This window comes from Pseudohalocynthiibacter sp. F2068 (assembly GCF_023015645.1).
Lineage (GTDB): Bacteria > Pseudomonadota > Alphaproteobacteria > Rhodobacterales > Rhodobacteraceae > Pseudohalocynthiibacter > Pseudohalocynthiibacter aestuariivivens.
In genome coordinates this window covers 46,493-69,319 of sequence record NZ_JALKAK010000010.1, presented here as the reverse complement: position 1 = coordinate 69,319, position 22,827 = coordinate 46,493, and the positions used below count along the sequence as shown (strand labels likewise).

21 protein-coding genes are annotated in these 22,827 nt (G+C 54.0%); 12 read left to right on the top strand and 9 right to left on the bottom strand.

Annotated elements, in window-relative coordinates:
- Nucleotides 1–2 precede the first annotated feature (2 nt).
- The 3 genes from MWU63_RS12640 (at nt 3) to MWU63_RS12630 (ending at nt 4,272) form a co-directional block, all read left to right on the top strand.
- Nucleotides 3–1,016, top strand: a complete 1,014-nt coding sequence (locus tag MWU63_RS12640; RefSeq protein WP_213890185.1) for a helix-turn-helix domain-containing protein — start codon at nt 3–5, stop codon at nt 1,014–1,016.
- A gap of 96 nt (nt 1,017–1,112) precedes the next feature.
- Entirely contained in the window at nt 1,113–3,560 is a 2,448-nt protein-coding gene (locus MWU63_RS12635) for an FAD-dependent oxidoreductase (RefSeq protein ID WP_213890184.1), read from the top strand.
- A gap of 64 nt (nt 3,561–3,624) precedes the next feature.
- Complete coding sequence (locus MWU63_RS12630; protein WP_213890183.1) at nt 3,625–4,272, top strand: RluA family pseudouridine synthase; 648 nt, start codon at nt 3,625–3,627, stop codon at nt 4,270–4,272.
- 56 nt (nt 4,273–4,328) lie between these two features.
- Here the strand turns inward: MWU63_RS12630 and MWU63_RS12625 are convergent, their stop codons facing one another.
- The gene (locus MWU63_RS12625; RefSeq protein ID WP_213890182.1) at nt 4,329–5,768 is read right to left on the bottom strand and encodes an aldehyde dehydrogenase family protein; all 1,440 of its coding nucleotides are present in this window, start codon (nt 5,766–5,768) and stop codon (nt 4,329–4,331) included.
- A gap of 145 nt (nt 5,769–5,913) precedes the next feature.
- Here MWU63_RS12625 and MWU63_RS12620 point away from each other — a divergent pair, with 145 nt between their 5' ends.
- Nucleotides 5,914–6,561, top strand: a complete 648-nt coding sequence (locus MWU63_RS12620) for a peroxiredoxin (RefSeq protein WP_213890181.1) — start codon at nt 5,914–5,916, stop codon at nt 6,559–6,561.
- Nucleotides 6,562–6,631: 70 nt separating this feature from the next.
- Here MWU63_RS12620 and pnp read toward each other — a convergent pair whose 3' ends face one another.
- The 7 genes from pnp to rbfA all read right to left on the bottom strand — a co-directional run bounded on the left by pnp (nt 6,632) and on the right by rbfA (nt 13,019).
- Entirely contained in the window at nt 6,632–8,767 is a 2,136-nt protein-coding gene (pnp, locus tag MWU63_RS12615; protein WP_213890180.1) for a polyribonucleotide nucleotidyltransferase, read from the bottom strand.
- A 165-nt stretch (nt 8,768–8,932) separates the two neighbouring features.
- Nucleotides 8,933–9,202, bottom strand: coding sequence for a 30S ribosomal protein S15 (rpsO, locus tag MWU63_RS12610; RefSeq protein ID WP_213890179.1), 270 nt, complete (start codon nt 9,200–9,202; stop codon nt 8,933–8,935).
- Nucleotides 9,203–9,368: 166 nt separating this feature from the next.
- Nucleotides 9,369–10,088, bottom strand: coding sequence for a calcium-binding protein (locus tag MWU63_RS12605; RefSeq protein WP_247078096.1), 720 nt, complete (start codon nt 10,086–10,088; stop codon nt 9,369–9,371).
- Between the two features lie 219 nt (nt 10,089–10,307).
- A complete protein-coding gene (locus tag MWU63_RS12600) occupies nt 10,308–10,820 on the bottom strand; it encodes a DUF1643 domain-containing protein (protein WP_213890177.1) in 513 nt (170 codons plus the stop codon).
- A 76-nt stretch (nt 10,821–10,896) separates the two neighbouring features.
- Nucleotides 10,897–11,802 carry a tRNA pseudouridine(55) synthase TruB gene (gene truB, locus MWU63_RS12595; RefSeq protein ID WP_213890176.1) on the bottom strand — a complete coding sequence of 302 codons (906 nt, stop codon included), beginning with the start codon at nt 11,800–11,802 and terminating at the stop codon, nt 10,897–10,899.
- A gap of 57 nt (nt 11,803–11,859) precedes the next feature.
- On the bottom strand, nt 11,860–12,597 hold the full coding sequence (locus tag MWU63_RS12590) for a phosphodiester glycosidase family protein (RefSeq protein WP_213890175.1): 738 nt from the start codon (nt 12,595–12,597) through the stop codon (nt 11,860–11,862).
- Entirely contained in the window at nt 12,594–13,019 is a 426-nt protein-coding gene (gene rbfA / locus MWU63_RS12585; RefSeq protein ID WP_213890174.1) for a 30S ribosome-binding factor RbfA, read from the bottom strand. The genes MWU63_RS12590 and rbfA overlap by 4 nt, the downstream gene beginning before the upstream one ends.
- Before the next feature lie 99 nt (nt 13,020–13,118).
- On the opposite strand from rbfA, the gene dapB reads away from it, so the two are divergent.
- Nucleotides 13,119–13,931, top strand: a complete 813-nt coding sequence (gene dapB / locus MWU63_RS12580; RefSeq protein WP_213890173.1) for a 4-hydroxy-tetrahydrodipicolinate reductase — start codon at nt 13,119–13,121, stop codon at nt 13,929–13,931.
- 17 nt (nt 13,932–13,948) lie between these two features.
- Here dapB and MWU63_RS12575 read toward each other — a convergent pair whose 3' ends face one another.
- Complete coding sequence (locus MWU63_RS12575; RefSeq protein ID WP_213890172.1) at nt 13,949–14,128, bottom strand: DUF1674 domain-containing protein; 180 nt, start codon at nt 14,126–14,128, stop codon at nt 13,949–13,951.
- Nucleotides 14,129–14,204: 76 nt separating this feature from the next.
- Between MWU63_RS12575 and MWU63_RS12570 the strand changes: the two genes are divergently transcribed.
- The 7 genes from MWU63_RS12570 to MWU63_RS12540 all read left to right on the top strand — a co-directional run bounded on the left by MWU63_RS12570 (nt 14,205) and on the right by MWU63_RS12540 (nt 22,804).
- Entirely contained in the window at nt 14,205–15,479 is a 1,275-nt protein-coding gene (locus tag MWU63_RS12570) for a transcription antitermination factor NusB (RefSeq protein ID WP_213890302.1), read from the top strand.
- 173 nt (nt 15,480–15,652) lie between these two features.
- Nucleotides 15,653–17,356, top strand: a complete 1,704-nt coding sequence (locus MWU63_RS12565; RefSeq protein WP_247078289.1) for a heparinase II/III family protein — start codon at nt 15,653–15,655, stop codon at nt 17,354–17,356.
- A 24-nt stretch (nt 17,357–17,380) separates the two neighbouring features.
- Nucleotides 17,381–18,982 carry a bifunctional phosphoribosylaminoimidazolecarboxamide formyltransferase/IMP cyclohydrolase gene (gene purH, locus MWU63_RS12560; protein WP_213890170.1) on the top strand — a complete coding sequence of 534 codons (1,602 nt, stop codon included), beginning with the start codon at nt 17,381–17,383 and terminating at the stop codon, nt 18,980–18,982.
- 13 nt (nt 18,983–18,995) lie between these two features.
- Nucleotides 18,996–19,463, top strand: coding sequence for a signal peptidase II (gene lspA / locus MWU63_RS12555; protein ID WP_213890169.1), 468 nt, complete (start codon nt 18,996–18,998; stop codon nt 19,461–19,463).
- A gap of 40 nt (nt 19,464–19,503) precedes the next feature.
- Nucleotides 19,504–20,037, top strand: coding sequence for a DUF3035 domain-containing protein (locus MWU63_RS12550; protein ID WP_213890168.1), 534 nt, complete (start codon nt 19,504–19,506; stop codon nt 20,035–20,037).
- Nucleotides 20,038–20,147: 110 nt separating this feature from the next.
- Nucleotides 20,148–21,494 (top strand): pitrilysin family protein, encoded by a 1,347-nt coding sequence (locus MWU63_RS12545; RefSeq protein WP_213890167.1) that lies wholly within the window; start codon nt 20,148–20,150, stop codon nt 21,492–21,494.
- Nucleotides 21,491–22,804 carry a pitrilysin family protein gene (locus MWU63_RS12540; protein WP_213890166.1) on the top strand — a complete coding sequence of 438 codons (1,314 nt, stop codon included), beginning with the start codon at nt 21,491–21,493 and terminating at the stop codon, nt 22,802–22,804. The genes MWU63_RS12545 and MWU63_RS12540 overlap by 4 nt, the downstream gene beginning before the upstream one ends.
- Nucleotides 22,805–22,827 lie beyond the last annotated feature (23 nt).

The following is a 22,827-nucleotide window of genomic DNA, read 5'->3' as shown; positions in this document are numbered from 1 at the left end:
AGATGAGCACGCGAAGCCAGCCTCGTTCAGGTAATTCACTGCCTGCGTCAGATCACCGCGTTTGGCATTTCGATGTGATTGTGTCTGATGGGTTTGTTCTGACGGAAGCCGCAGCGGTGGTTGACGCTTTGCGAACGACCAATCGGGTGCTGGCAACACCTGTATTTGGCTGGACCTACAGGTCAGAAAATGGCGGCCCGGTTCAAAGCCTGAGCGAAGCATTTGTGAATACCGAACCCTTCATCGACAAACCTGCTGCGGACTATGCGTTTATCATTGGCAACAGTGACCCTGATTGTGCCGAGCTCTCTTTAGGGTTGGTCATTTCGAGCTATACCTACCGCAACGCGCAGGTCTTTCTTCTGGCAGAGGCTGCGAGCCGCTATATCAAGCAACGCGGCGAAAGCGCGAGCAAGCTTTCAACACATTGGGAAAACTCTGTTATCCTGCGTGAACGCATGGGTCTGTTTGACGCTGATAATGCCATTGCCAGCGAGGATGGACAGATTGTGACTTGTGCCGGGATGAGCACCACGCTGGACGTTGTTTTGGCGGTGATACGTCGGCATATCTCTGCTGCTGCTCTGATGACCGTTGCGAATATTTTCTTACATGAAAAAATTCGCGATTTTTCCACGCGGCAACCCTTTGGCGGCGATCAGGGTACCACAACAGGGGATCGTGAGCTTGATCAGTGCATCGAGATAATGCAGTCCAATATTGAGGACCCCCTGCCGATCAGCGAATTGGTCGCAGCGCTTGGAATTTCAAACCGATCCCTGGAGCGTAAATTCCGCACTTTTCTCGGCACAACGCCCAACACCTATTATCGAGAGCTGCGTCTGGCCAAGGCAAACAACCTGCTTTTAAATACCACCCTCAGCGTAGGTGAGGTCGGCCTGGCCTGCGGTTTTTCCAACGGGTTTTCGAGTCTTTACAAAAGCTTTTTTGGTATCACGCCGTTTGTCATTCGCAAACAGCGCCGCGCGAAATGTTTTAAACCGGCAAATGTGTGAATTTCCGAATTTCGCTGGCGTATTTCATGCCTTTTGCGTCGAAAATCCGTGCCATAGTGAAATAAATGCGACTCTTCCTTCGGAGACTTAAAGACAATGAGCACTCTTCCCACAAAGGCCCGCGTGGTTATCATCGGCGGTGGCGTAATCGGCTGTTCAGTAGCCTATCATCTTACCAAGCTTGGCTGGAAAGATGTTGTTCTGCTTGAGCGTAAACAGCTTACTAGCGGGACCACATGGCACGCAGCGGGATTGATTGGCCAGCTACGGGCGTCGTCCAACATGACCAAACTGGCACGCTACTCTGCCGAGCTTTACCTTGGCCTGGAAGAGGAAACCGGTATTGCAACCGGTGTACGGCAGGTTGGGTCGATTTCTGTGGCGCTGACTGAAGAACGTAAAGAAGAGCTTTATCGCAGCGCGGCGATGGCGCGGGCATTTGGTGTTCCGGTCGAAGAAATATCACCAGCCGAAGTTAAAGAGCGCTACGAGCATATCAATCTGGATGGCGTAAAAGCAGGTGTCTGGCTGCCAACCGATGGGCAGGGCGATCCGGCGAATATCGCGCTGGCACTGGCAAAGGGGGCACGCCAAAGAGGCGGGCTTGTAAGAGAACGCGTCAAAGTTACAGGCATCGTAAAAGATGGCCGCCGCGTTACGGGCGTTGACTGGAAAGATGAGAACGGCGAGACCGGCCACATTGCTGCCGACATGGTAGTAAACTGCGCTGGAATGTGGGGGCACGAGGTTGGCCGTATGGCAGGTGTGAATGTACCGCTTCACGCCTGTGAACATTTTTACATCGTGACCGAGGCAATTGCGGGGCTTACCCAGATGCCTGTTCTTCGGGTTCCTGACGAATGCGCATATTACAAAGAAGATGCGGGCAAGTTCCTTTTGGGTGCGTTTGAACCAAACGCAAAACCCTGGGGTATGAATGGTATTCCTGACAGTTTTGAGTTTGACCAGTTACCTGAAGACTTTGATCATTTTGAGCCAATTCTTGAAAACGCCTGTAACAGGTTGCCAATGTTGGCAGAAGCCGGGGTTCACACGTTTTTCAATGGCCCGGAGTCCTTCACGCCCGATGACGCTTACCATCTGGGTCTTGCACCAGAAGTGGATAACTTCTGGGTTGCAGCAGGCTTTAACTCTATCGGAATTCAGTCTGCGGGTGGCGCTGGCATGGCGCTGTCAGAATGGATGGATAAGGGTGAAAAACCTTTTGATCTGGGGGATGTTGACGTCAGCCGGATGCAACCGTTTCAGGGCAACAAGCATTACTTGTTTGAGCGTTCCAAAGAAACGCTGGGGTTGCTTTACGCCGATCACTACCCCTATCGGCAAAAAGACACGGCGCGTGGCATTCGGCGCACGCCGTTCCATCAGTACTTGCTTGATCACGGTGCAGTCATGGGGGAAATCGCTGGCTGGGAACGTGCAAATTGGTACGCCAATGAAGGGCAGGAGCGAGAATATCAATACAGCTGGAAGCGTCAGAACTGGTTTGAAAATTCTGCGGCGGAACACCGTGCGGTGCGCGAAAATGTTGGCATGTACGATATGTCATCGTTCGGTAAAATCCGTGTTGAGGGCCGCGATGCAGAGGCGTTCCTGAATTACGTTGGGGGCGGGGATTATTCAGTGCCTGTAGGCAAGATCGTTTATACGCAATTCCTTAATAATCGTGGAGGGATCGAGGCAGATGTCACAGTGACACGGCTGTCAGAAACAGCTTATCTGGTTGTCACCCCTGCGGCCACGCGACTTGCAGACCAGACATGGATGAAGCGCCACATCGGTGATTTCAATGTTGTCATTACTGATGTCACGGCAGGTGAAGGTGTCTTGGCTGTCATGGGGCCAAATGCGCGCGCACTGCTACAGAAGGTGTCCCCCGCCGATTTCTCAAACGAGGTAAACCCATTTGGCACCGCGCAAGAGATTGAGCTTGGCATGGGTCTCGCCCGCGTACACCGCGTGACTTACGTGGGTGAACTTGGTTGGGAAATCTACGTTTCCTCTGACATGGCGGGTCATGCCTTTGAAACGCTATATGCGGCGGGCCAGGGCATGGGCATGAAACTCTGCGGAATGCATATGATGGATTCCTGCCGGATTGAAAAAGGTTTCCGCCACTTTGGTCATGACATCACTTGCGAAGATCATGTTCTGGAAGCCGGGCTTGGCTTTGCCGTAAAAACCGCGAAACCTGATTTCATTGGACGCGATGCAGTGCTTGCCAAGAAGGAAAGTGGGCTGGTAAACCGCTTGCTTCAGTTCAAATTGCAGGACTCTGAACCGCTGCTTTACCACAACGAACCCGTCATTCGGGATGGCGAGATCGTTGGCTACCTTAGTTCTGGTAATTACGGTCACACGCTCGGCGCAGCAATTGGCATGGGCTATGTTCCATGCAAAGGTGAAAGCGCTGTAGATGTACTGGCGTCAAATTACGAGATTGATGTCATGGGAACGCGCGTCAAAGCCGATGTTTCGTTAAAACCAATGTACGACCCGAAAGCAGAACGCACCAAGGTTTAACGTTGCTCTCTTGCGGCTTCTTCGCAGTTCGTGCGAGGAAGCTTGCAAGATCAAGGAGCACACCGTGTCAGATGACTACAACCCGCCGAACGACCCGCTGGTCATAGTGCACCGTGACCATCATTTGTTGCTTGTCGACAAACAATCAGGTCTTTTGTCTGTTCCGGGGAAAGGTGAACATCTGGCCGACTGCCTGATATCGCGTGTAAAGGCAGTTTTTCCAGAGGCTCTGCTTGTACACCGGCTTGACCGGGACACGTCGGGCATCATGGTATTTGCTCTTTCTGCTCAGGCGCAACGCCACCTAGGCCTGCAATTTGAAAAACGACAGATGAAAAAAGTCTATGTTGCGCGAGTTTGGGGCCGTGTCGCGGAAAAGACGGGCACTGTCGACCTGCCGCTCATTGTCGATTGGCCGAACCGCCCATTGCAACACGTCAATCATGAAACTGGCAAACCTGCCGTCACTGACTGGCGCGTTGTGAAATACGAAGAAAATGCAACGCGTGTACGACTATACCCGCAGACCGGGCGCAGCCATCAGCTTCGCGTTCACATGCGAGAGATTGGTCATCCAATTTTGGGTGACCCGTTCTATGCGACTGGAGATGCTCTGGATGCGCCGCGCCTGATGCTTCACGCCGAAAGCTTGAACTTACGCCATCCGGACGGCGGCCGCGGGATGAGGTTTTCCGCCCAATGCCCGTTCTAAGAATGGACATTGGGAGTCGTGCGGCAGCGCCCCGAAAGGCGCCGCCCGTTGTTGGATTACTCTGCTGCCAGACCAGAGACGGCTTTGACTTCCAGGAAATCCTCTAGCCCGAACACGCCACCTTCGCGGCCATTACCGGACTGCTTGTAGCCACCAAACGGCGAGCCCTGACCAAAGCCAACACCGTTGGTCTCAACCATGCCAGAGCGCAGGCGCCGCGCAACGCGTTCGCGTTTTGCGTCATCTTCCGTCTGAACGTAGTTCGTCAGGCCATAAACAGTGTCGTTGGCAATTGCGATTGCGTCTTCTTCGCTGTCAAACGGCATAATGGACAGGACAGGCCCAAAGATTTCTTCGCGGAAAATTGTCATATCCGGTGTCACATCGCCAAAAACGGTTGGGCGTACGTAGTAACCGCGGTTCAAGCCCTCGGGGCGGCCAAGACCCCCTGCGAGCAACCGCGCACCTTCTTGGATGCCTTTTTCGATCAGGCCCTGAATTTTGTTATATTGCAACTCTGACACAACCGGGCCGATATGACGGCCTTCTTCGGAAGCCGGCCCAACGGTTGTTGCTTCAGCAGCGGCTTGCGCCTGTTCCAGTGCTTCGTCGTAGCGTGAGCGTTCAACCAGCATTCGGGTTGGAGCATTGCAGGATTGGCCAGTGTTACGCATGCAGCGTATCACACCCTGCTTCACCGCTTTGGGGTTTGCATCGGCAAAAATTATGTTCGCGCCCTTACCACCAAGTTCCAAGCTTACGCGCTTAAGCGAATCTGCAGCGGCTTTGGAAATTGCGATGCCCGCACGGGTTGACCCGGTGAAACTAACCATATCGACACCGGGGTGAACAGACAGCTGGCTGCCAACGCCAGGGCCGTCGCCATTAACAAGGTTGAAAACGCCGGGTGGGAAACCTGCTTCGTCAACGAACTCGGCAAAGAGCAGGCCAGAAAGCGGCGCAATCTCGGAGGGTTTCAGCACGACGGTGCACCCTACAGCGATGGCCGGGATCGCCTTTAGAACGATCTGGTTCATGGGCCAGTTCCACGGGGTGATTAATGCGGCGACGCCGATTGGTTCCAACATTGTGCGCTCAGTCGGGGCTTGCGGTCCAAGGGGGCGTTCAAATTGAAAATCTTTGAAAGCATTCAGAAAACCTTCGATGTGCCAGCTGCCAGCGCCTACTTGTTGTTGACGGGCCAGATCCATCGGAGCACCCATCTCCATGCTCATCGCCTGCGCCATTTCCTCGGCGCGCGTATTGTAAATTTCAAGCAGTTTTTCAATAAGCGTTATTCGTTCGGACTTTGAAACAAACGACCATGTTTCAAAAGCGTCGCGTGCTGCTGCCACAGCTTTGTCAGTATCGGCCTGACCTCCGAGAGAAATCGTCGCGCAAACCTCTTCGTTCGAAGGGTTGATTACATCGAAGTCATTTGGCACCGCCGGGGCGACCCATTTGCCATCAATATAGAAGTTACGTTTGTTGATCATGGGACTCATCCTTTATTTTGGCGCCACCCTGTCATTCTCCGAAAGAAGCTGCAAGTGCTCTGGATTGTAGTTCTTGCGATACCTATACTTGCAACACGAGTCGCGGCTGTTTTCTGTTTGCGACAGGTAAAAAGAGGAATCATCCATGGCACTCCGCATTAACGATAAAGTTCCTGATTTCACGGCTGAAACAAGCCAGGGAAAAATTAGTTTCCATGACTGGATTGGTGATAGCTGGGCAATTCTTTTTTCTCACCCAAAGGATTTTACACCTGTTTGCACGACCGAGTTTGGTGTCGTCGCGCAGTTGTCTGACGAATGGGCGAAACGTGGCACCAAGGTGATCGGTGTTTCCGTCGATGGTGTTGAGGATCACAAGAAATGGATCGGCGATATTGAAAGTTATTCCAACGCAACGGTCGATTTCCCAATCATTGCTGACGAAGGCCTAGAGGTATCGAAGGCTTTCGATATGCTGCCAGCCGAAGCTTACTTGCCGGATGGAAGAACGCCAGCTGATTCAGCAACGGTACGTTCAGTATTCATTATTGGCCCGGACAAGCAACTGAAATTGTCGATGACCTACCCAATGACAGTGGGCCGAAACTTTGCCGAGGTTCTGCGCGCGCTTGACGGCCTGCAAGCCACAGCAAACGCTCCGATCGCAACACCGGCAAACTGGACGACCGGTCAGGATGTTATCATTGCCCTTTCGCTGAATGACGAGCAGGCACGCGAGAAGTTCGGTGAATTTGATCAACCCCTGCCTTATGTGCGCAAGGTCAAACTCTAGACAAGTTTCCGATTAAACGAAAAAGCCCCGGTGAAAACACCGGGGCTTTATTTTTTGAAGCATGTCAGACTTAGGCGTCTGCTTTGTCTTCTTTGATTTCTTCGCCAGTTGCCTGATCGACCATTTTCATCGACAGACGCACTTTGCCACGGTCGTCAAAGCCAAGCAGTTTGACCTTCACATCCTGACCTTCTTTCAGAACATCCGATGGATGATTCAGACGGCGGTTTTCGATCTGTGACACATGGACCAGACCATCGCGCTTACCAAAGAAGTTCACGAAAGCACCAAAGTCGACGATCTTAACAACTTTACCGTCGTAAATCTTGCCTTCCTCAGGTTCTGCCACGATCGAATGGATCATGTCATAGGCCTTTTTGATGCTATCTGCATTGGCAGAGGCGATTTTGATCACACCATCATCGTTGATGTCGACTTTCGCGCCAGATACTTCAACGATTTCACGGATGACTTTGCCGCCAGAACCGATGACTTCGCGGATTTTATCCGTTGGAACGGTCATGGTTTCGATGCGTGGTGCGTGGGCCGAGAATTCGTTCCGGCCTTCGCTCAGTGCATTCGCCATTTCGTTCAGGATATGGATCCGGCCGTCTTTGGCTTGTTCCAGGGCTTTCTCCATGATTTCAGGTGTGATCCCTGCAATCTTGATATCCATCTGCAAGCTGGTGATACCATCTTCGGTACCGGCAACTTTAAAGTCCATATCACCCAAGTGGTCTTCGTCACCCAGAATATCCGTCAGGATCGCATATTTGCCGTCATCTTCAAGGATCAGGCCCATAGCAACACCAGCAACTGGTGATTTCAAAGGGACACCTGCATCCATCATCGACAATGAACCACCGCAGACCGACGCCATCGACGAAGAGCCGTTGGATTCAGTGATCTCTGAAACAAGGCGGATCGTGTATGGGAAGTCTGTTGCAGCAGGCAGAACAGCCTGAAGTGCGCGCCACGCTAGTTTACCGTGACCAATCTCACGACGACCGGGAGGGCCGAAGCGACCAACTTCACCCACCGAATAGGGAGGGAAGTTGTAGTGCAGCAAGAAGTTTGAGCGGAACATGCCGTTCAGCGCATCAATCATCTGCTCGTCATCACCGGTGCCAAGCGTTGTGACAACCAAGCCTTGCGTTTCACCACGTGTAAACAGGGCAGAACCGTGGGTGCGTGGAAGGATGCCAACTTCTGAACTGATCGCACGAACTGTTTTTGTATCACGGCCGTCAATCCGGGTTCCTGTGGCAACGACGTCGCCACGCAGGATGCTGGATTCTAGCTTTTTGAAAGCAGAACCAAGGTTCTCGTCAGCCAGTTGCTCATCGCTCAGCGTCGCCTTGACAGCTTCACGCGCCGCAGAAACAGCGGTCGTACGCTCTTGCTTGTCACGAATTGCAAATGCGGCCCGCATGTCTTTCTCACCAGCAGCTTTTACAGCATCGTAAAGTTCAGCGTAATCGGCTGGTTGGAAATCAAAGGGCTCTTTCGCGCAAGTTTCGGCCAGATCAATGATCAGGTCGATCACTGGTTGAATTTGTTCGTGGCCGAATTTCACAGCTCCAAGCATTTCAGCTTCGCTCAGCTCATAAGCTTCAGACTCAACCATCATCACGGCATCTTTTGTACCGGCGACAACAAGGTCCAGACGTTGTTCAGGTTTGTTGCGAAGGTCGTGCATGTCGTCGATTTCAGGGTTCAGGATGTATTCGCCATCCACAAAACCTACGCGACACGCGGCAATTGGGCCCATGAAAGGGGCGCCAGAGATCGTAAGCGCTGCGGAGGCAGCAATCATCGCAACCATATCGGGGTCATTCACCAGATCGTGCGATAGTACGGAACAGATCACCAGAACTTCGTTCTTGAAGCCAGGAACAAACAGCGGGCGGATTGGGCGGTCGATCAGACGGCTTGTCAGCGTCTCTTTTTCCGTTGGCCGCGCTTCGCGTTTAAAAAAGCCACCTGGGATTTTACCAGCGGCATAGTATTTTTCGTTGTAATGAACGGTCAGAGGGAAAAAATCCTGACCGGGTTTTTGCTTTTTCGCAAAAGTTACAGCAGCCATGACAGAGGTCTCACCCAAAGTGGCGATCACTGTGCCGTCGGCTTGGCGGGCGATCTTGCCCGTTTCGAGTGTCAGCGTTTCTTCGCCCCACTCCATCGATTTCGTCGTTACGTTAAACATGACGTTTCCTATATTGGCCGTTTGGGGCGTATCCCCGGTGGCCGATTGCGTAGAGGCCGGATGCCTCTGGCCCTGATTTAGTATCCTGTCCGTCTCATCGGGCCCGGTGAAACAGACGTGCGGATTAAAAGAAAATCGCGCCTCAGAAGGCGCGATTTTATCAGCTTAGCGGCGCAGACCGAGGCGCTTAATCAGGTCCTGATAGCGTTGCTCTTCTTTGCCACGAAGGTAGTCCAGAAGTTTACGGCGCTGGGCGACCATCATCAAAAGACCACGGCGAGAATGGTTATCCTTTTTGTGGGTTTTGAAATGCTCGGTCAGTGTCGCGATGCGTGAAGAGAGGATAGCAACCTGAACTTCGGGTGAACCTGTGTCACCTTCTTTGGTCGCGAACTCTTTCATTACACGTGCTTTTTCTTCTACAGTAATCGACATCGGGGTCTCCTTGTTACAAAGGGTTGATGGCGCAGGCCGGGATGTCGTCCAGCAAGGCCCATGGAGAGTTGTCCGCCAAGGAAACCCGGACGGATGCGCGCGTATAAGAAGAAATTACTGAAAAGGAAAGCGAATTCTTTGCTTTTAGTTCTGATTTGCCGTTGTTTCAGACACCTAAAGGCGAAATCTGATCAGCCGTTAAACCGGCGGTCCCGGGAAGCGCGACAAGCCGCTCTCCATTTAGCATTACATGGTTGGTTTCGGGGTCATCTTCATCAGACTCGATTGTTACATTTGGCGCGGCCGCTTCGGTCTGATCGTAGATCAAAACCAGTGTATCTTCAGAGGTATCAAAATCCATGATTGTGGTGCCTTCACCCGCAGTGACCCAATCCCCCATCTTGAAGGTATCAGAGCCCGGTCCACCAGAGGCGATGTCGTTTGTACCTATTGTAATGTTGTCGTCCCCGGCACCTCCATTCAGATAGTCCTGTGTGTCAGTGTCGATATTTTCGTCATTTAGCAGAACCCCAGACAAACTGTCGTCACCGTCGCCGCCCTGAAGACTGTCACCGCCCAATCCGCCGATCAAAATATCTTGCCCCGCGCCACCCTGAAGTTGGTCGTTTCCGTCACCTCCCAACAACAAGTCGTTTCCGTCGCTGCCGTTCAGTGTGTCATTCCCATCTGCGCCATCCAGCAGGTCGTCACCATTGTGTCCGAAAATTTCGTCGTCACCGCCCTGACCATTCAATATGCTGTCGCCTTCACCGCCATCAATCGTGTCTGCGGTGTCCTTTCCTTTCTGAATATCCGGTTCTTCGTCATCCGTGTCGTCAATCGCGCTCGCAACGGTTCCGACCAGTAAAACTCCAAATAAACTCATTAATTCCAACATGGTGCACCTACAAGAAACATAAAAAGAAAGCAGATCGCAGGGGCGATTTGCAGCAGACCCATCCTAACGCGGGAAACGCATTGATCCGAGTTTCGAGTGTTTCAAATTTTAACAATCGGTTGAATGAAGCTTGAAATTGAAAGCCAGTGCTTGGCGTTTGCCAGCTTTCGAATATGGCTTTGATTTCAGGTTTTGAAAGTCTTTTCTCTAACCAAGGTCCCAAAGCTCGGGCTGCACCGAGTATCCGATGTAAAGCGGATGTTTGGGATGACCCGCTTTTGAAAGCCCAAGATGATAGAGCGGCCGTCCGGTCGCACGCACAAGCGTGGTGACGTTTGCCCCACGCCCAAGATGCTCACCGTGTGTTCCCCAGGCGCAAATGACTTGATCTGCCCACTGGCAACCCTCTGTTATTGCAACATCATTCTCCGGTCCAACCGGGTCAGTCGCAGCGCGCATTTTTCGTGGGTCAGTGTCGCGCCAGGCAAAAATATTGGCGACGCGAAATGCTCCAAATCCCAAGGCACGTGCACGCCTTTCACAACGCTCAACAGTTGGGTCATTCTGTACTTCAGTCGCTGTCGATGGGTTCAGCATGATAAAGAATGCCTTTTGCCCATTTGGGTCCCAAACACGGGTCAGCGAATAACGGTATCGTTCGCAATCTGAATAGACCGCTGTCGAGGGGGCATCGCCTTTTTGGTGCGTTCGGGTGATCATCTGCCTGTTCTTGTAACATTTCTAAGTTTTTTTGATGCTGTTTTTAAACTGTTTGAAGAGTTTAAACTGAAGCACCCTAAAGATTAAACACGCGCGAAGGGTGCAATTCGCCAGCTTTGTAGAGTCCCACGGCAACCGCTTTTCCATCCAGAGATGCCCAGGCCTCGTCGCCGTATTCAACGTCCGATGTCAGGACCATACCAGGGTTGCCGTTTCGAAGGCGGGCGGCGCTTTCCGCAGTACACCTGAGTTCAGGCAGGTCTTCCAAGCCCATTTCAAGCGGACGAAGATAGGCGTCAAGCTCTCCGGTCTTAGCGAGCTTCTCAACCAGCTCCATCGAAATACCATCCTCGGCGTCAAAGGGGCCAGACCAGATACGGCGCAATTCCTGAACATGGCCAAGGCAACCTAGTACCACCCCCAGATCACGGGCGATGGAACGAACATAGCCACCTTTTCCGCAGGTCATATCCAGCACCACATGGTCTGCGTCCGGACGCTCCACCATTACCAGTTCTTCAACCCAGAGCGGTCGGGCGGCAATTTCAAAATCTTCATCATCGCGGGCAAGTTTATAGGCACGCTCCCCGTCGATTTTCACAGCAGAAAACTTGGGCGGGACCTGCATGATGTCACCGGTGAATTGAGGTAGAGCCGCGACAATTTCTTCATCGGTCGGGCGAATATCAGAAGTCGCGATAACCTCGCCTTCGGTATCATCTGTGTTTGTCGCCTGCCCAAACCGCACGGTGAACCGATACGCCTTTAGCGCGTCCGTGACGTAGGGGACAGTTTTGGTGGCCTCACCAAGGGCAACGGCCAGAACACCAGTCGCCTCGGGGTCAAGCGTACCTGCGTGCCCTGCCTTTTGTGCATCCATCGCCCAGCGGAGCTTGTTGACGACAGCGTTGGAACTGATGCCCGCAGGTTTATCGATTACGATCCAGCCGGAGATATTCCGTCCTTTGCGTCTGCGTCCCATCAGGTGACCTTTCCATTCAATTCAAGGGGTGCGTGCTAACGCCAAGACGCCCATGCGTCAACGGTTGGCAGAAACAACAACGCCAACAATCACCCCAAGCGGCAGGCCAATGTCCCAACGATCAAGGTCGGCAGCAAGCAACCGCGAAACGGAACCGTCAAAGTAAAGCGCGTTTGAAAGGCCAAGCGCGTCACGGAACAGCGTTGCGAAATTATGAAAATTCACGGGGCGATCCGAGATTGCAAAAATGGCGCGTTTGCCATCGGCACTGGTGCCGACACCGTTGCGGATATAGCGAGAATCAGAGTCCGGCAGCAGCCGCGGGTGCAGGTTTCCGTCAATCACCAGCATCGGGCCGGACTGGGTTGCATAACGACAGTTCAGATCGGCATTGCGGTAGGCGCCGGTTTCAATCACCTGCATTGTCCCGTCACCAAAACAGAACACGCCATTTGGGGTCAGCCCAAAGTTGCCATATCCCCCGCCCGAGGCGATTTCACTCCGCTCAGCATAGTTTTCAATGAATAGGCCAACAGGGCTGCGGTCTTGATGATACATGCCAGCGTTCATGGCAAAGCTGAGGGTCTCATCCTCTCCAAGCGCACTGTCGATTGCCCCAAAGCTTCCGTAAAGCGTGCCTTCGGAATCACTGTGCCAAAGACGCAGATCATCATCAACACCGACTTCGCAGATCGTAAATGGAATGTTGAGATGGGTGACGGCCTTGCACCCCGAATAAGCGGGAGAGGCCAGAAGGCCAAGAGCTGCGATCAGAGCTTTGGCCCAAAGCTTCATTCTTCGGCGCTGCCTTCATCCTCGCTGGGCTTTTCAACATCCCGGCGTACGGTTTCCTGATTGAGCAAGCGGCGCGTTTCGTCCATCCGGTCAAAGGTTTCATCGATCACAAAACGGATTTCAGGCGAGACCTTGAGCGTGAGTGCCTTAGTCACAGCGCGGCGAACCTCATATCGGTTGCGGCGTAGCGCATCGAGTGCCTCTTCCTTACCCTGCCCACCAAGCGGCAGAACAAAAGCTGTGGCGACGCGCAGATCGGGCGTTGCGCGCACTTCGCTGACGGTGATTGACATGCGGTTCAGATCAGGGTCGTGGATTTCGCCCCGGATCAAAATTTCGGACAGAGTCCGCCGAATAAGTTCGCCAACACGAAGTTGACGTTGCGAAGGGCCGCGTGCGCTGAGATGTGAGTTCTTTGCCATGCCGCTCATCTAATCGTGTTCACAGTGCTTCGCAAGCGAGGCTTTGCAAGGCGGGGCCAACAGGCTATGCCCTGCCTAAGCGAATGAAGGAGTTGTGACATGTCTGATCTGCCGGGAATTGTGATCACTGGGGCCTCGGGCCGCATGGGGCAAATGTTGATCCGCACGGTTGTGGAAAGCAAGGGCGCAAAGCTGGTTGGCGCGGTCGAACGGACAGGTCACGATTGGATCGGTCAGGACCTCGGTGTCGCGATGGGGGGAACTGCCTTGGGGGTCGCCGTAACCGATGATCCGCTCGATGCTTTTGCCAAGGCACAGGCTGTCATCGATTTTACAACGCCTGATGCAACTGTGGAATTTGCCGCATTGGCAGCGCAGGCCCGGGCCGTTCATGTGATTGGCACAACCGGTCTGGAAGAAACGCATCTGGAAAAGATCAGGCTTGCCGCACGACACGCTATTGTGGTGCGGGCCGGAAACATGAGCCTTGGGGTTAACCTTCTGGTTCAGTTGACAAAAAAGGTCGCCGCAGCGCTGGACGAAGATTTTGACATTGAGGTGATAGAGGCGCACCACCACCATAAGGTCGACGCACCATCCGGAACTGCGCTTATGCTGGGCGAGGCGGCTGCCGAAGGACGCGGCGTACATTTGGCAGACGTGAGCGACAGTGGTCGTGACGGAATCACTGGTGCACGCAAGCGCGGTGACATTGGTTTTTCCGCGATCCGGGGTGGCGATATCGTTGGGGAGCACGATGTCATGTTTGCAGGGCAGGGCGAACGTATCGTGCTGCGCCATATGGCAACTGACCGGGGCATATTTGCCCGGGGTGCGCTGAAAGCTGCGCTTTGGGGGCAGGGTCATAAACCCGGCGAATACGATATGATGGATGTACTAGGGCTTTCGTGATGGCAGCCTGACTCGGATCAGAAATCGACGGCGATTCCCTTTTTCTCCCAATCACCATAGCGAACTGGTTCCGGGCCATCGCGCCCGCCAAGTTCCCTGGGAAGTTTGGTCTTCGCTGCTTTTTTGCGACGCTCCTCGGCTTCGGCAAGGGCGCGCCGGGCTGCAGGGGGCAGGTCTTTTTCGGGCGTGTCTTTCATCAGGCGCTCCTTGTGGTAGGCCAGTCCTTGATATACGCCGGGTGGCTGAAGAAACAAGCATTCAGAAAGGCGCATGATGTCTCAGCAAGGTGTGGCACCACGACTCGCGGCGGTTCAGCTAATGGATGCTGTAATGAAAGACGGGCGCTTGTTGTCAGAACTGACTGGCGGAAAAGGCCCACTTGCGCGGCTAGATCCTGCCGAGGCGGCCCGCGCGATGCGCCTTGCGTTGCAGACCTTGCGCTGGATGGCACGGGCCGACCGTTTGCTTGGCAGGTACTTGCGAAAAATGCCGCCGCTCTGGGTTATGAACGTTCTGCGTCTTGCCGTAATGGAGATCTGCGTTGAAGGCGAAGCTGCGCATGGTGTTGTCAACTCGGCTGTAAATATCACGCGCAAAGGCCCAAAGACCGAAAGCTTTTCAGGACTGGTCAACGCAACATTGCGCAAAGTGGCTGATCAGGGTCCGGCGCTTTGGCCGGGTCTCGCGGCGCCGCAATTGCCCAAATGGCTGCGGAAACCGTTGATTGCTGACTATGGAAAACCTGCTGTTGTCGCGGTGGAGGCGGCGCATACTGCTGGGGCGCCGCTTGATCTGACTCCGAAAGGCGCGGAATCAGAGGCATTGGCAAGGAAACTGGGCGGAGAGGTTCTACCGACCGGCAGTGTGCGATTGCAGGATGCCGGGCAGGTGACCGCTCTGCCGGGTTTCGAGACAGGGGATTGGTGGGTGCAGGACGCGGCGGCGGCACTGCCGGTGAAATTGCTGGCCCCACAAAAAGGTGAAGCGGTGCTTGATTTGTGCGCTGCACCGGGTGGGAAGACCATGCAGATCGCAGCGACAGGGGCAGATGTAACAGCGCTGGATTTGTCAAAAGCGCGAATGGCGAGGGTTGAGGAAAACCTGAAACGCACGCAGCTTGATGCACGGCTGGAAATTGGAGATGCACTGACATGGGACGGTGGGCCCTATGATGCGATACTCTTGGATGCACCTTGCACAGCAACGGGTACGATCAGACGGCATCCGGATTTGCCCTATGCCAAAGATGGTTCTGATTTTCCGCAACTTTTTAAGCTTCAGGAGCGCATGATTGATCATGCCCTAAGCTTGCTAAAGCCCGGCGGTCGGATGGTATTTTGCACATGCAGTCTACTTTTTGACGAGGGCGAAATTCAGGTGGAAGATGCGTTGAAACACCATCCTGATCTGCATATTGAAAGGCCAGCGCTAGATGGCATAGAGCCCGATTGGATCACATCCGAAGGCGGGCTCAGGCTGCGCCCGGATTTTTGGGCAGAACGCGGCGGAATGGACGGTTTCTACATGGCTGTTTTGCGCAAGGATTAGCCTTTCACGCAATTCGTCGGTGACAGCATTGCCTGTGGGGCGTATCATGCGGCAAAACGCAATGCAGAATGCATGCAAATTCTATGCGTATTCGGCGCATATAGCAGTCACAGGGTGAGGCGAGGCAGGCCGTGTCCAAATCAGAAAGCTGGTCCGCTAAATTGACGCGGACAATGAACCGCATTCAGGCGCGACGCAGTGCGTTGGCGCGCCCCGCAACAGGTTTTGTCTCGCAGCCAGAGCCACGCACCATTGGAACATTCGCTAAGGGTCGCCAATTGACGGCGGGCAATTTCCTGTTTGCCGGGTATCTGGTCGAAGCGCCGGAAACGGGAATCTGGGATTTGCCGATGCCTGATTCGAGCTTTGAAGAAGAGCTTCAGGGGTTTGGCTGGCTGGATGATCTGGCTTCAGTCGCAGATGGCCCTGCGCGTCAGCGTGCGCAAACATGGCTTAGCGAATGGATCGCGCGTTACGGCGGTGGGCATGGCCCGGGCTGGACGCCGGATCTGACCGGTCGTCGTTTGATCCGTTGGATAAATCACGCTTTGTTTTTGCTGAATGGGCAGGACAGAGAAATGTCTATCGCCTACTTCCGGTCACTTGCGCAGCAAACGATCTTTCTTAGTCGTCGCTGGCAGGCGGCGAGCAGCGGGTTGCCACGGTTCGAGGCGCTGACTGGGTTGATTTACGCAGGTCTTGCCCTGACCGGAATGGAACGCTTTGTAAATACGGCCATGCAGGCGCTCGCCCGGGAATGCGCAGCAAAGATTGATGACGAGGGCGGTATCCCAACCCGAAACCCGGAAGAGCTTCTTGAGGTCTTTACCCTGCTAACGTGGGCGGCATCGGCGCTCGCCGGGGCAGGGCGAATAGCCGCGAAGGAACATATTTCCGCTATTGAACGAATAGCCCCGACGCTTCGTGCTTTGCGCCACAGTGACGGTGGCTTGGCGCGGTTTCACGGTGGCGGGCGTGGGTTGGTGGGACGGTTGGACCATGCCCTGGCAGCATCAGGCGTTCGGGCTGGCGCAAACACCGGCTTGTCGATGGGATACGCCAGGCTAAGCACAGGGCGTACCAGCATTATTATAGATGCTAGTGCGCCACCGGCCGGACGGGCATCCTATAACGGTCATGCCTCAACACTTGCGTTTGAACTGACCTCCGGTCGGCGGCCGATGATCGTAAACTGCGGCTCTGGCATTTCATTTGGGGAAAGCTGGCGGCGCGCCGGGCGCGCAACGCCCTCACATTCAACGCTGGGAATCGACGGGTTCTCGTCGGCACGTTTGGGTCCCAGCCGGTTCATTGGCGGACATAGACGGGAATTGCTGACGGATGTTCCAAAGAAAATAAGCGTTCAACAGGCCGCAGGTGCGGACGGCATTTCGTTCCACGGCAGTCACAGCGGGTATGTCAGCACACATGGCCTGACACATGCGCGTGAACTCGTGCTCAGCATTGATGGCCGCTCGCTCAGCGGGGGCGATACGCTGGCCGTGTTGGGTGACAAGAGCAAAAAGCAGTTTGACCGAATGATGAACCGGGCGAAATTGCAGGGAATCGACTTCAGTGTGCGGTTTCATCTGCACCCGGATGTGGATGCAGCGCTGGATTTAGGGGGCTCTGCAGTCTCTCTGGTTTTGAAAAGCGGTGAAATTTGGGTTTTCCGCCATGATGGATTTTCAAAAATGATGCTCGAGCCGAGCGTTTACCTTGAAAAAAATCGATTAAAGCCACGTGCGACGAAACAAATCGTTCTATCTGGACGCGCCATGGAGTATGCGGTGCGCGTTGGATGGACTCTGGCCAAGGCGCAGGACACCCCTTCGGGCATTCGCGATCTTGAGCAGGATGACATCCCAACGCTGTAGCAAACGCCAAATTGGAATGATCTGATGACCAACAACGCCCCTGCCAACACACCCATCCGCCGTGCCTTGATTTCTGTTTCTGACAAGACAGGGCTGACAGATCTAGGGCAGGCGCTGGCCGCGCGTGGGGTAGAGTTGTTGTCGACGGGGGGGTCTGCCAAGGCGCTGCGCGATGCAGGGTTGACGGTAACCGATGTCGCGGATGTGACTGGCTTTCCGGAAATGATGGACGGGCGGGTGAAGACGTTGCACCCAAATGTGCATGGCGGGTTGCTCGCGTTGCGCGACAATGCCGATCACCTTGCAGCGATGGAAACCCATGACATTGCACCGATCGATCTGCTGGTCGTGAACCTTTATCCGTTTGAAGAAACGGTTGCGAAGGGCGCGGATTATGACACCTGTATCGAGAATATCGATATCGGTGGTCCGGCGATGATCAGGGCCGCGGCGAAAAACCATGCCTTTGTCAGCGTGGTTGTCGACGTGGAAGATTACGAAAAGCTGCTGGGCGATATGGACCAGCACAGTGGGGCGACGTGCCCCAAATTTCGCAAGAAGCTCGCGCAAACCGCTTACGCACGTACAGCGGCTTACGATGCTGCTGTTTCAACTTGGATGGCATCGGCCATTGGTGTTGAAACCCCACGACGTCGGGCCTTTGCCGGAACGCTTGCGCAGACTCTGCGGTATGGAGAAAACCCGCATCAGTCAGCGGCGTTCTATCTGGATGGCAGCGACCGGCCCGGTGTCGCGACGGCTGTGCAGCATCAGGGTAAGGAACTTTCATACAACAACATCAACGATACAGACGCAGCTTTTGAGCTGGTTGCAGAATTAGACCCAAATTATGGCCCGGCCTGTGCCATTATAAAACATGCAAACCCTTGTGGCGTCGCGCTTGGCGCAACCATGGTTGAGGCTTACAAGCGCGCGTTTGACTGTGATCGGACCAGTGCCTTTGGAGGGATCATCGCGCTGAACCAGCCCCTTGACGGGGCGACCGCAGAAGAGATTTCCAAAATCTTTACCGAAGTTGTCATCGCGCCGGGCGCTGATGCCGATGCTATGGAAATCTTTAGAAAAAAGAAGAACCTTCGCTTGCTGACAACGGCTGGTTTGCCGGATGTGACGGCGGCTTTGCTGTCGTATCGTCAGGTTTCGGGTGGTTTGCTCGTTCAGGACAAGGACAACGGGCATATCTCGGAGAACAATTTGAAGCTTGTCACCAAGCGCTCGCCAACAGATGCAGAGCTTGCCGATCTGTTGTTTGCGTGGAAGGTCGCGAAACATGTTAAATCAAACGCGATTGTTTATGTGAAAGATGGGGCAACCGTGGGCGTCGGTGCGGGCCAGATGAGTCGCGTTGACAGTTCGCGTATTGCTGCACGTAAATCGCAGGACATGGCTGATGCGCTTGGTCTTGCCGCCCCACTTGCACAAGGGTCTGTTGTGGCGTCTGATGCGTTTTTTCCATTTCCTGACGGGTTGCTTGCAGCCGCCGAAGCGGGTGCAACAGCGGTTATCCATCCCGGCGGATCAATGGGTGACAAGGCCGTGATCAAGGCTGCTGATGATGCAGGTCTCGCGATGGTCTTTACCGGCATGCGCCACTTTCGCCACTAAAAAGGAATTGCAGATGCGGTGGGTATTTTGGGCTGGTTTCGCGACCTTTCTAGCTGATCAGATATCAAAGTACCTTGTCGTTCATTTGCTGGACCTGAAGCGTCTGGGGGAAATTGACGTTATCCCCCCATATCTTAATTTCAGGATGGCGTGGAATGAAGGAATCAACTTTGGCATTCTGGATGTGTCGCGTTGGTTTCTGATTGCCTTGGCGATAGGTATTTCGACCTGGGTCCTGGTGTGGGTGTATAAAGAGGGGAAGACCCAAATTGCCTACCTGTCCGCCGGAATACTGGTTGGCGGTGCGCTCGGCAATGTTTTGGACAGGTTACTGTATGGGGCGGTCGCGGATTTTCTGAACATGTCGTGTTGTGGGATTGAAAACCCATACGCATTTAATGTAGCTGACATAGCAATCTTTGCTGGTGCTTTGGGGTTGGTGATATTTACGGGGGAAAAGAAGCCCCGTGACGCGCCCTGAAACATGCGCTAAAAAGCGAAGAAGAGTTAAGGAGTGTCGGATGCGAAGAGCTTATAGCGGGATTGTTATCGTCATGGTGGCGGTCCTTGCCTTGTCGGCGTGCGGTAAGAACCGCAAGACGCCACAGCTGATGACCTTTCGCAATAGCGGAAGTGGCCCGGACGAATTTGCAATTCTTCCGACGAAACCACTGCAGGCACCTGAATTTTCCGAAGCACTGCCACCCCCCACGCCGGGTGGTACGAACCTGACGGACCCGACGCCAAAGGCCGATGCTGTCGCAGCGCTTGGTGGGCGACCAGAGCAGCTTCAGCGCACGGGCGTTGTTGAGGGTGACGTAGCACTCGTCAGCCATACGACCCGTTATGGAGTAGCCTCTGATATTCGCACAGCGCTTGCTGCTGACGACGAGAACGTACGTCGTGGCAACCGAGAGCAGTTTTTGCGACGTATTTTCGGTGCAAATCTTTATTACCGAACCTACAAAGAACAGACTCTGGATGAATTTGAAGAACTGGAGCGGTTTCGCAATTTGGGTGTACGAACACCCTCTGCCCCGCCATTGCCTGAGTGATAACAACCTAAGGCGCTATCACAACCTCGTTGGATGGGCTTGCGGACAGCGCGATGGTTGTGCACCTGTAGGTCACGCCGCCAGTGCGGCTATATCTTAAAGGATTGTATATGCTGCACCGTATTGGCCTGATCATCGCAACCCTTGTCTGGACCGCAGCACCCACCACAGCTGAGGTTGTTTCAAATTTCAAGCTTGATAACGGTATGGAAGTTGTGGTGCTGGAAGATCACCGCGCACCGGTTGTCGTTCACATGGTCTGGTATCGGGTTGGCGCCGCAGATGAACCGGCCGGACGCTCGGGTATCGCGCATTTTCTGGAACATTTACTGTTTAAAGGCACCGATACAATAGCGTCGGGCGAGTTTTCCGAAGTGGTTTCGGCAAATGGCGGGTCTGACAACGCGTTTACCAGCTGGGATTATACGGCTTACTATCAACGCGTTGCGTCGGACCGGCTGGAATTGATGATGACTATGGAATCTGACCGGATGCGCAATTTGCGCTTGTCAGAGGCTGACGTTTTAACTGAACGCGATGTGATACTTGAGGAACGCAGCCAGCGCACTGACAGCGACCCGGGCGCGTTGTTTTCAGAACAAAGACGGGCTGCGCAATATCTCAACCATCCTTACGCGGTGCCAATCATCGGCTGGCGGCACGAGATGGAACAGCTTTCGCTGGATGACGCGCTTGAGTTTTATCAGACATATTACGCGCCTAACAATGCAATCCTGATTGTTGCCGGTGATGTGACGCCTGACGAGGTTCGGGTGCTGGCAGAAAAATATTATAGCCCGCTCGCCCCGACAGAAAACCTGCCAAATCGACTGCGCCCACAAGAGCCACCACAGCTTGCGGAAAGACGTATAGCGCTTGAAGACGCGCGGATCGGGCAACCCTATGTGATGAGAACCTATCTGGCGCCAGAGCGCGACAGCGGGGACCAAACAGAGGCCGCAGCGCTGGAAATGCTGGCTGAGCTTTTGGGTGGAAGCTCGACAACATCCGTTCTTGCGAAAAAACTGCAGTTCGATACGCAAAAGGCAATTTACACATCTGCATTTTACAGCGGAACGTCACTAGACGACACAACCTTTGGTCTGGTGGTGGTTCCAAACGAAGGTCTGAGTTTGATCGACGCCGAAACTGCGTTGGATGCTGCGGTTGCCGAATTCATGGTGGAAGGTGTCGATAGTGCCCAGCTTGAGCGCATAAAAATGCAATTACGCGCCGCACAGATTTACGGTGACGACGATGTCAGCTCGCTGGCAAGACGCTATGGTCAGGCTTTGACCTCGGGTTTGACAATCGAAGACGTGCAAGCCTGGCCCGATATTCTTCAATCCGTAACAGAAGAGGATGTCATGGTAGCTGCCCGTATGGTTTTTGATCGTCAGCGCGCCGTTACAGGATTGCTGAGTCGTCCCACCGCCACTGAGGAGACAACCCAATGATCCGTCTCACTTTGATTATCGTTTGGTGGTTTGCTCTGGCATTTGGCGCGCGCGCTGCTGTTGAAATAACTGAAGTTACGTCACCGGGCGGAATTAAGGCCTGGCTGGTCGAAGAGCATTCGATCCCCTTTGCAGCGCTGGAAATAAGGTTTCAAGGAGGGGCGAGCCTTGATGCGCCTGGAAAGCGTGGCGCAACCAACCTTATGATGGCGCTGGTCGAAGAAGGCGCGGGTGATATGGACGCGCGTGAATTCGCAGCCGCGCGTGAAGCGCTGGCAGCGGATTTCAGTTTTGGAACCTTCAACGACTCAATCTCCGTTTCCGCTCGGTTTTTGACCGAGAACCGAGACGACTCTATGGCGCTTTTGCGTGCTGCTTTGATGGTGCCACGCTTTGATGACGCCTCGGTAGAGCGGGTTCGCCGACAGGTGATATCGGGCATTCGTTCTGACGCGCAGGACCCAAATAGCATTGCCAGTGCCGCGTTTGATCTGACCGCGTTTGGCGACCATCCTTATGGAAGCGATCTTAGCGGAACACTGGAAAGCGTCACCGCATTGACACGCGCTGATATTTTGGAGGCGCAGGCACGTACCATGACGCGGGACCGTTTGTTTGTTGGTGCGGTCGGAGATATCACTCCGGAAGAATTGGGCGTCTTGCTTGACGATCTGCTGGGTGAATTGCCCGAAGAAGGGGCCCCGTTTCCAGAGCGCGCCGAGTTTTTACTGGCTGGTGGGCTGACAGTTGTTCCATTTGACACTCCACAATCTGTCGCGGTTTTTGGCCACGTCGGTATTAAACGGGATGATCCGGATTTTTTTGCGGCCTACGTAATGAACCAAATCCTTGGTGGCGGCGGGTTTTCTTCGCGGCTGACGACCGAGGTAAGGGAAAAACGTGGGCTGACCTACGGTATCAACACGTATCTCGTTCCGATGGATTATACCGAACTTTACATGGGGCGGGTTGCCTCTGCCAACGAACGGATGGCTGAAACCATTAAAGTGATCCGTTCTGAATGGGAAAAGATGGCTGATCTTGGTGTTGGCGAAAAAGAACTTCGTGACGCGATCACCTATCTGACGGGGGCTTATCCGTTGCGTTTTGATGGCAACGGGCCGATTGCCGACATTCTTGTCGGGATGCAAATACAGGGTCTTGGGATCGACTACATCAAAACCCGGAATGAAAAAGTGGAAGCTGTCACAGCCGACGATGTCGCCCGGGTGGCAGCACGATTGCTCGACCCTGACGCGCTCCATTTTGTGATTGTCGGTCAGCCAGTTGATGTAGACGCATCAAATTAATGACTTTGGCGGGGTGGCGTGCA

What these genes read in the sequence shown, in the direction of transcription:
- MWU63_RS12640 (WP_213890185.1), top strand. Translation starts at nt 3, where the DNA reads ATGAGCACGCGAAGCCAGCCTCGTTCAGGTAATTCACTGCCTGCGTCA.
- MWU63_RS12635 (WP_213890184.1), top strand. Translation starts at nt 1,113, where the DNA reads ATGAGCACTCTTCCCACAAAGGCCCGCGTGGTTATCATCGGCGGTGGC.
- MWU63_RS12625 (WP_213890182.1), bottom strand. Translation starts at nt 5,768, where the DNA reads ATGATCAACAAACGTAACTTCTATATTGATGGCAAATGGGTCGCCCCG.
- MWU63_RS12620 (WP_213890181.1), top strand. Translation starts at nt 5,914, where the DNA reads ATGGCACTCCGCATTAACGATAAAGTTCCTGATTTCACGGCTGAAACA.
- pnp (WP_213890180.1), bottom strand. Translation starts at nt 8,767, where the DNA reads ATGTTTAACGTAACGACGAAATCGATGGAGTGGGGCGAAGAAACGCTG.
- rpsO (WP_213890179.1), bottom strand. Translation starts at nt 9,202, where the DNA reads ATGTCGATTACTGTAGAAGAAAAAGCACGTGTAATGAAAGAGTTCGCG.
- MWU63_RS12605 (WP_247078096.1), bottom strand. Translation starts at nt 10,088, where the DNA reads ATGAGTTTATTTGGAGTTTTACTGGTCGGAACCGTTGCGAGCGCGATT.
- MWU63_RS12600 (WP_213890177.1), bottom strand. Translation starts at nt 10,820, where the DNA reads ATGATCACCCGAACGCACCAAAAAGGCGATGCCCCCTCGACAGCGGTC.
- truB (WP_213890176.1), bottom strand. Translation starts at nt 11,802, where the DNA reads ATGGGACGCAGACGCAAAGGACGGAATATCTCCGGCTGGATCGTAATC.
- MWU63_RS12590 (WP_213890175.1), bottom strand. Translation starts at nt 12,597, where the DNA reads ATGAAGCTTTGGGCCAAAGCTCTGATCGCAGCTCTTGGCCTTCTGGCC.
- rbfA (WP_213890174.1), bottom strand. Translation starts at nt 13,019, where the DNA reads ATGGCAAAGAACTCACATCTCAGCGCACGCGGCCCTTCGCAACGTCAA.
- dapB (WP_213890173.1), top strand. Translation starts at nt 13,119, where the DNA reads ATGTCTGATCTGCCGGGAATTGTGATCACTGGGGCCTCGGGCCGCATG.
- MWU63_RS12575 (WP_213890172.1), bottom strand. Translation starts at nt 14,128, where the DNA reads ATGAAAGACACGCCCGAAAAAGACCTGCCCCCTGCAGCCCGGCGCGCC.
- MWU63_RS12570 (WP_213890302.1), top strand. Translation starts at nt 14,205, where the DNA reads ATGTCTCAGCAAGGTGTGGCACCACGACTCGCGGCGGTTCAGCTAATG.
- MWU63_RS12565 (WP_247078289.1), top strand. Translation starts at nt 15,653, where the DNA reads ATGAACCGCATTCAGGCGCGACGCAGTGCGTTGGCGCGCCCCGCAACA.
- purH (WP_213890170.1), top strand. Translation starts at nt 17,381, where the DNA reads ATGACCAACAACGCCCCTGCCAACACACCCATCCGCCGTGCCTTGATT.
- lspA (WP_213890169.1), top strand. Translation starts at nt 18,996, where the DNA reads ATGCGGTGGGTATTTTGGGCTGGTTTCGCGACCTTTCTAGCTGATCAG.
- MWU63_RS12550 (WP_213890168.1), top strand. Translation starts at nt 19,504, where the DNA reads ATGCGAAGAGCTTATAGCGGGATTGTTATCGTCATGGTGGCGGTCCTT.
- MWU63_RS12545 (WP_213890167.1), top strand. Translation starts at nt 20,148, where the DNA reads ATGCTGCACCGTATTGGCCTGATCATCGCAACCCTTGTCTGGACCGCA.
- MWU63_RS12540 (WP_213890166.1), top strand. Translation starts at nt 21,491, where the DNA reads ATGATCCGTCTCACTTTGATTATCGTTTGGTGGTTTGCTCTGGCATTT.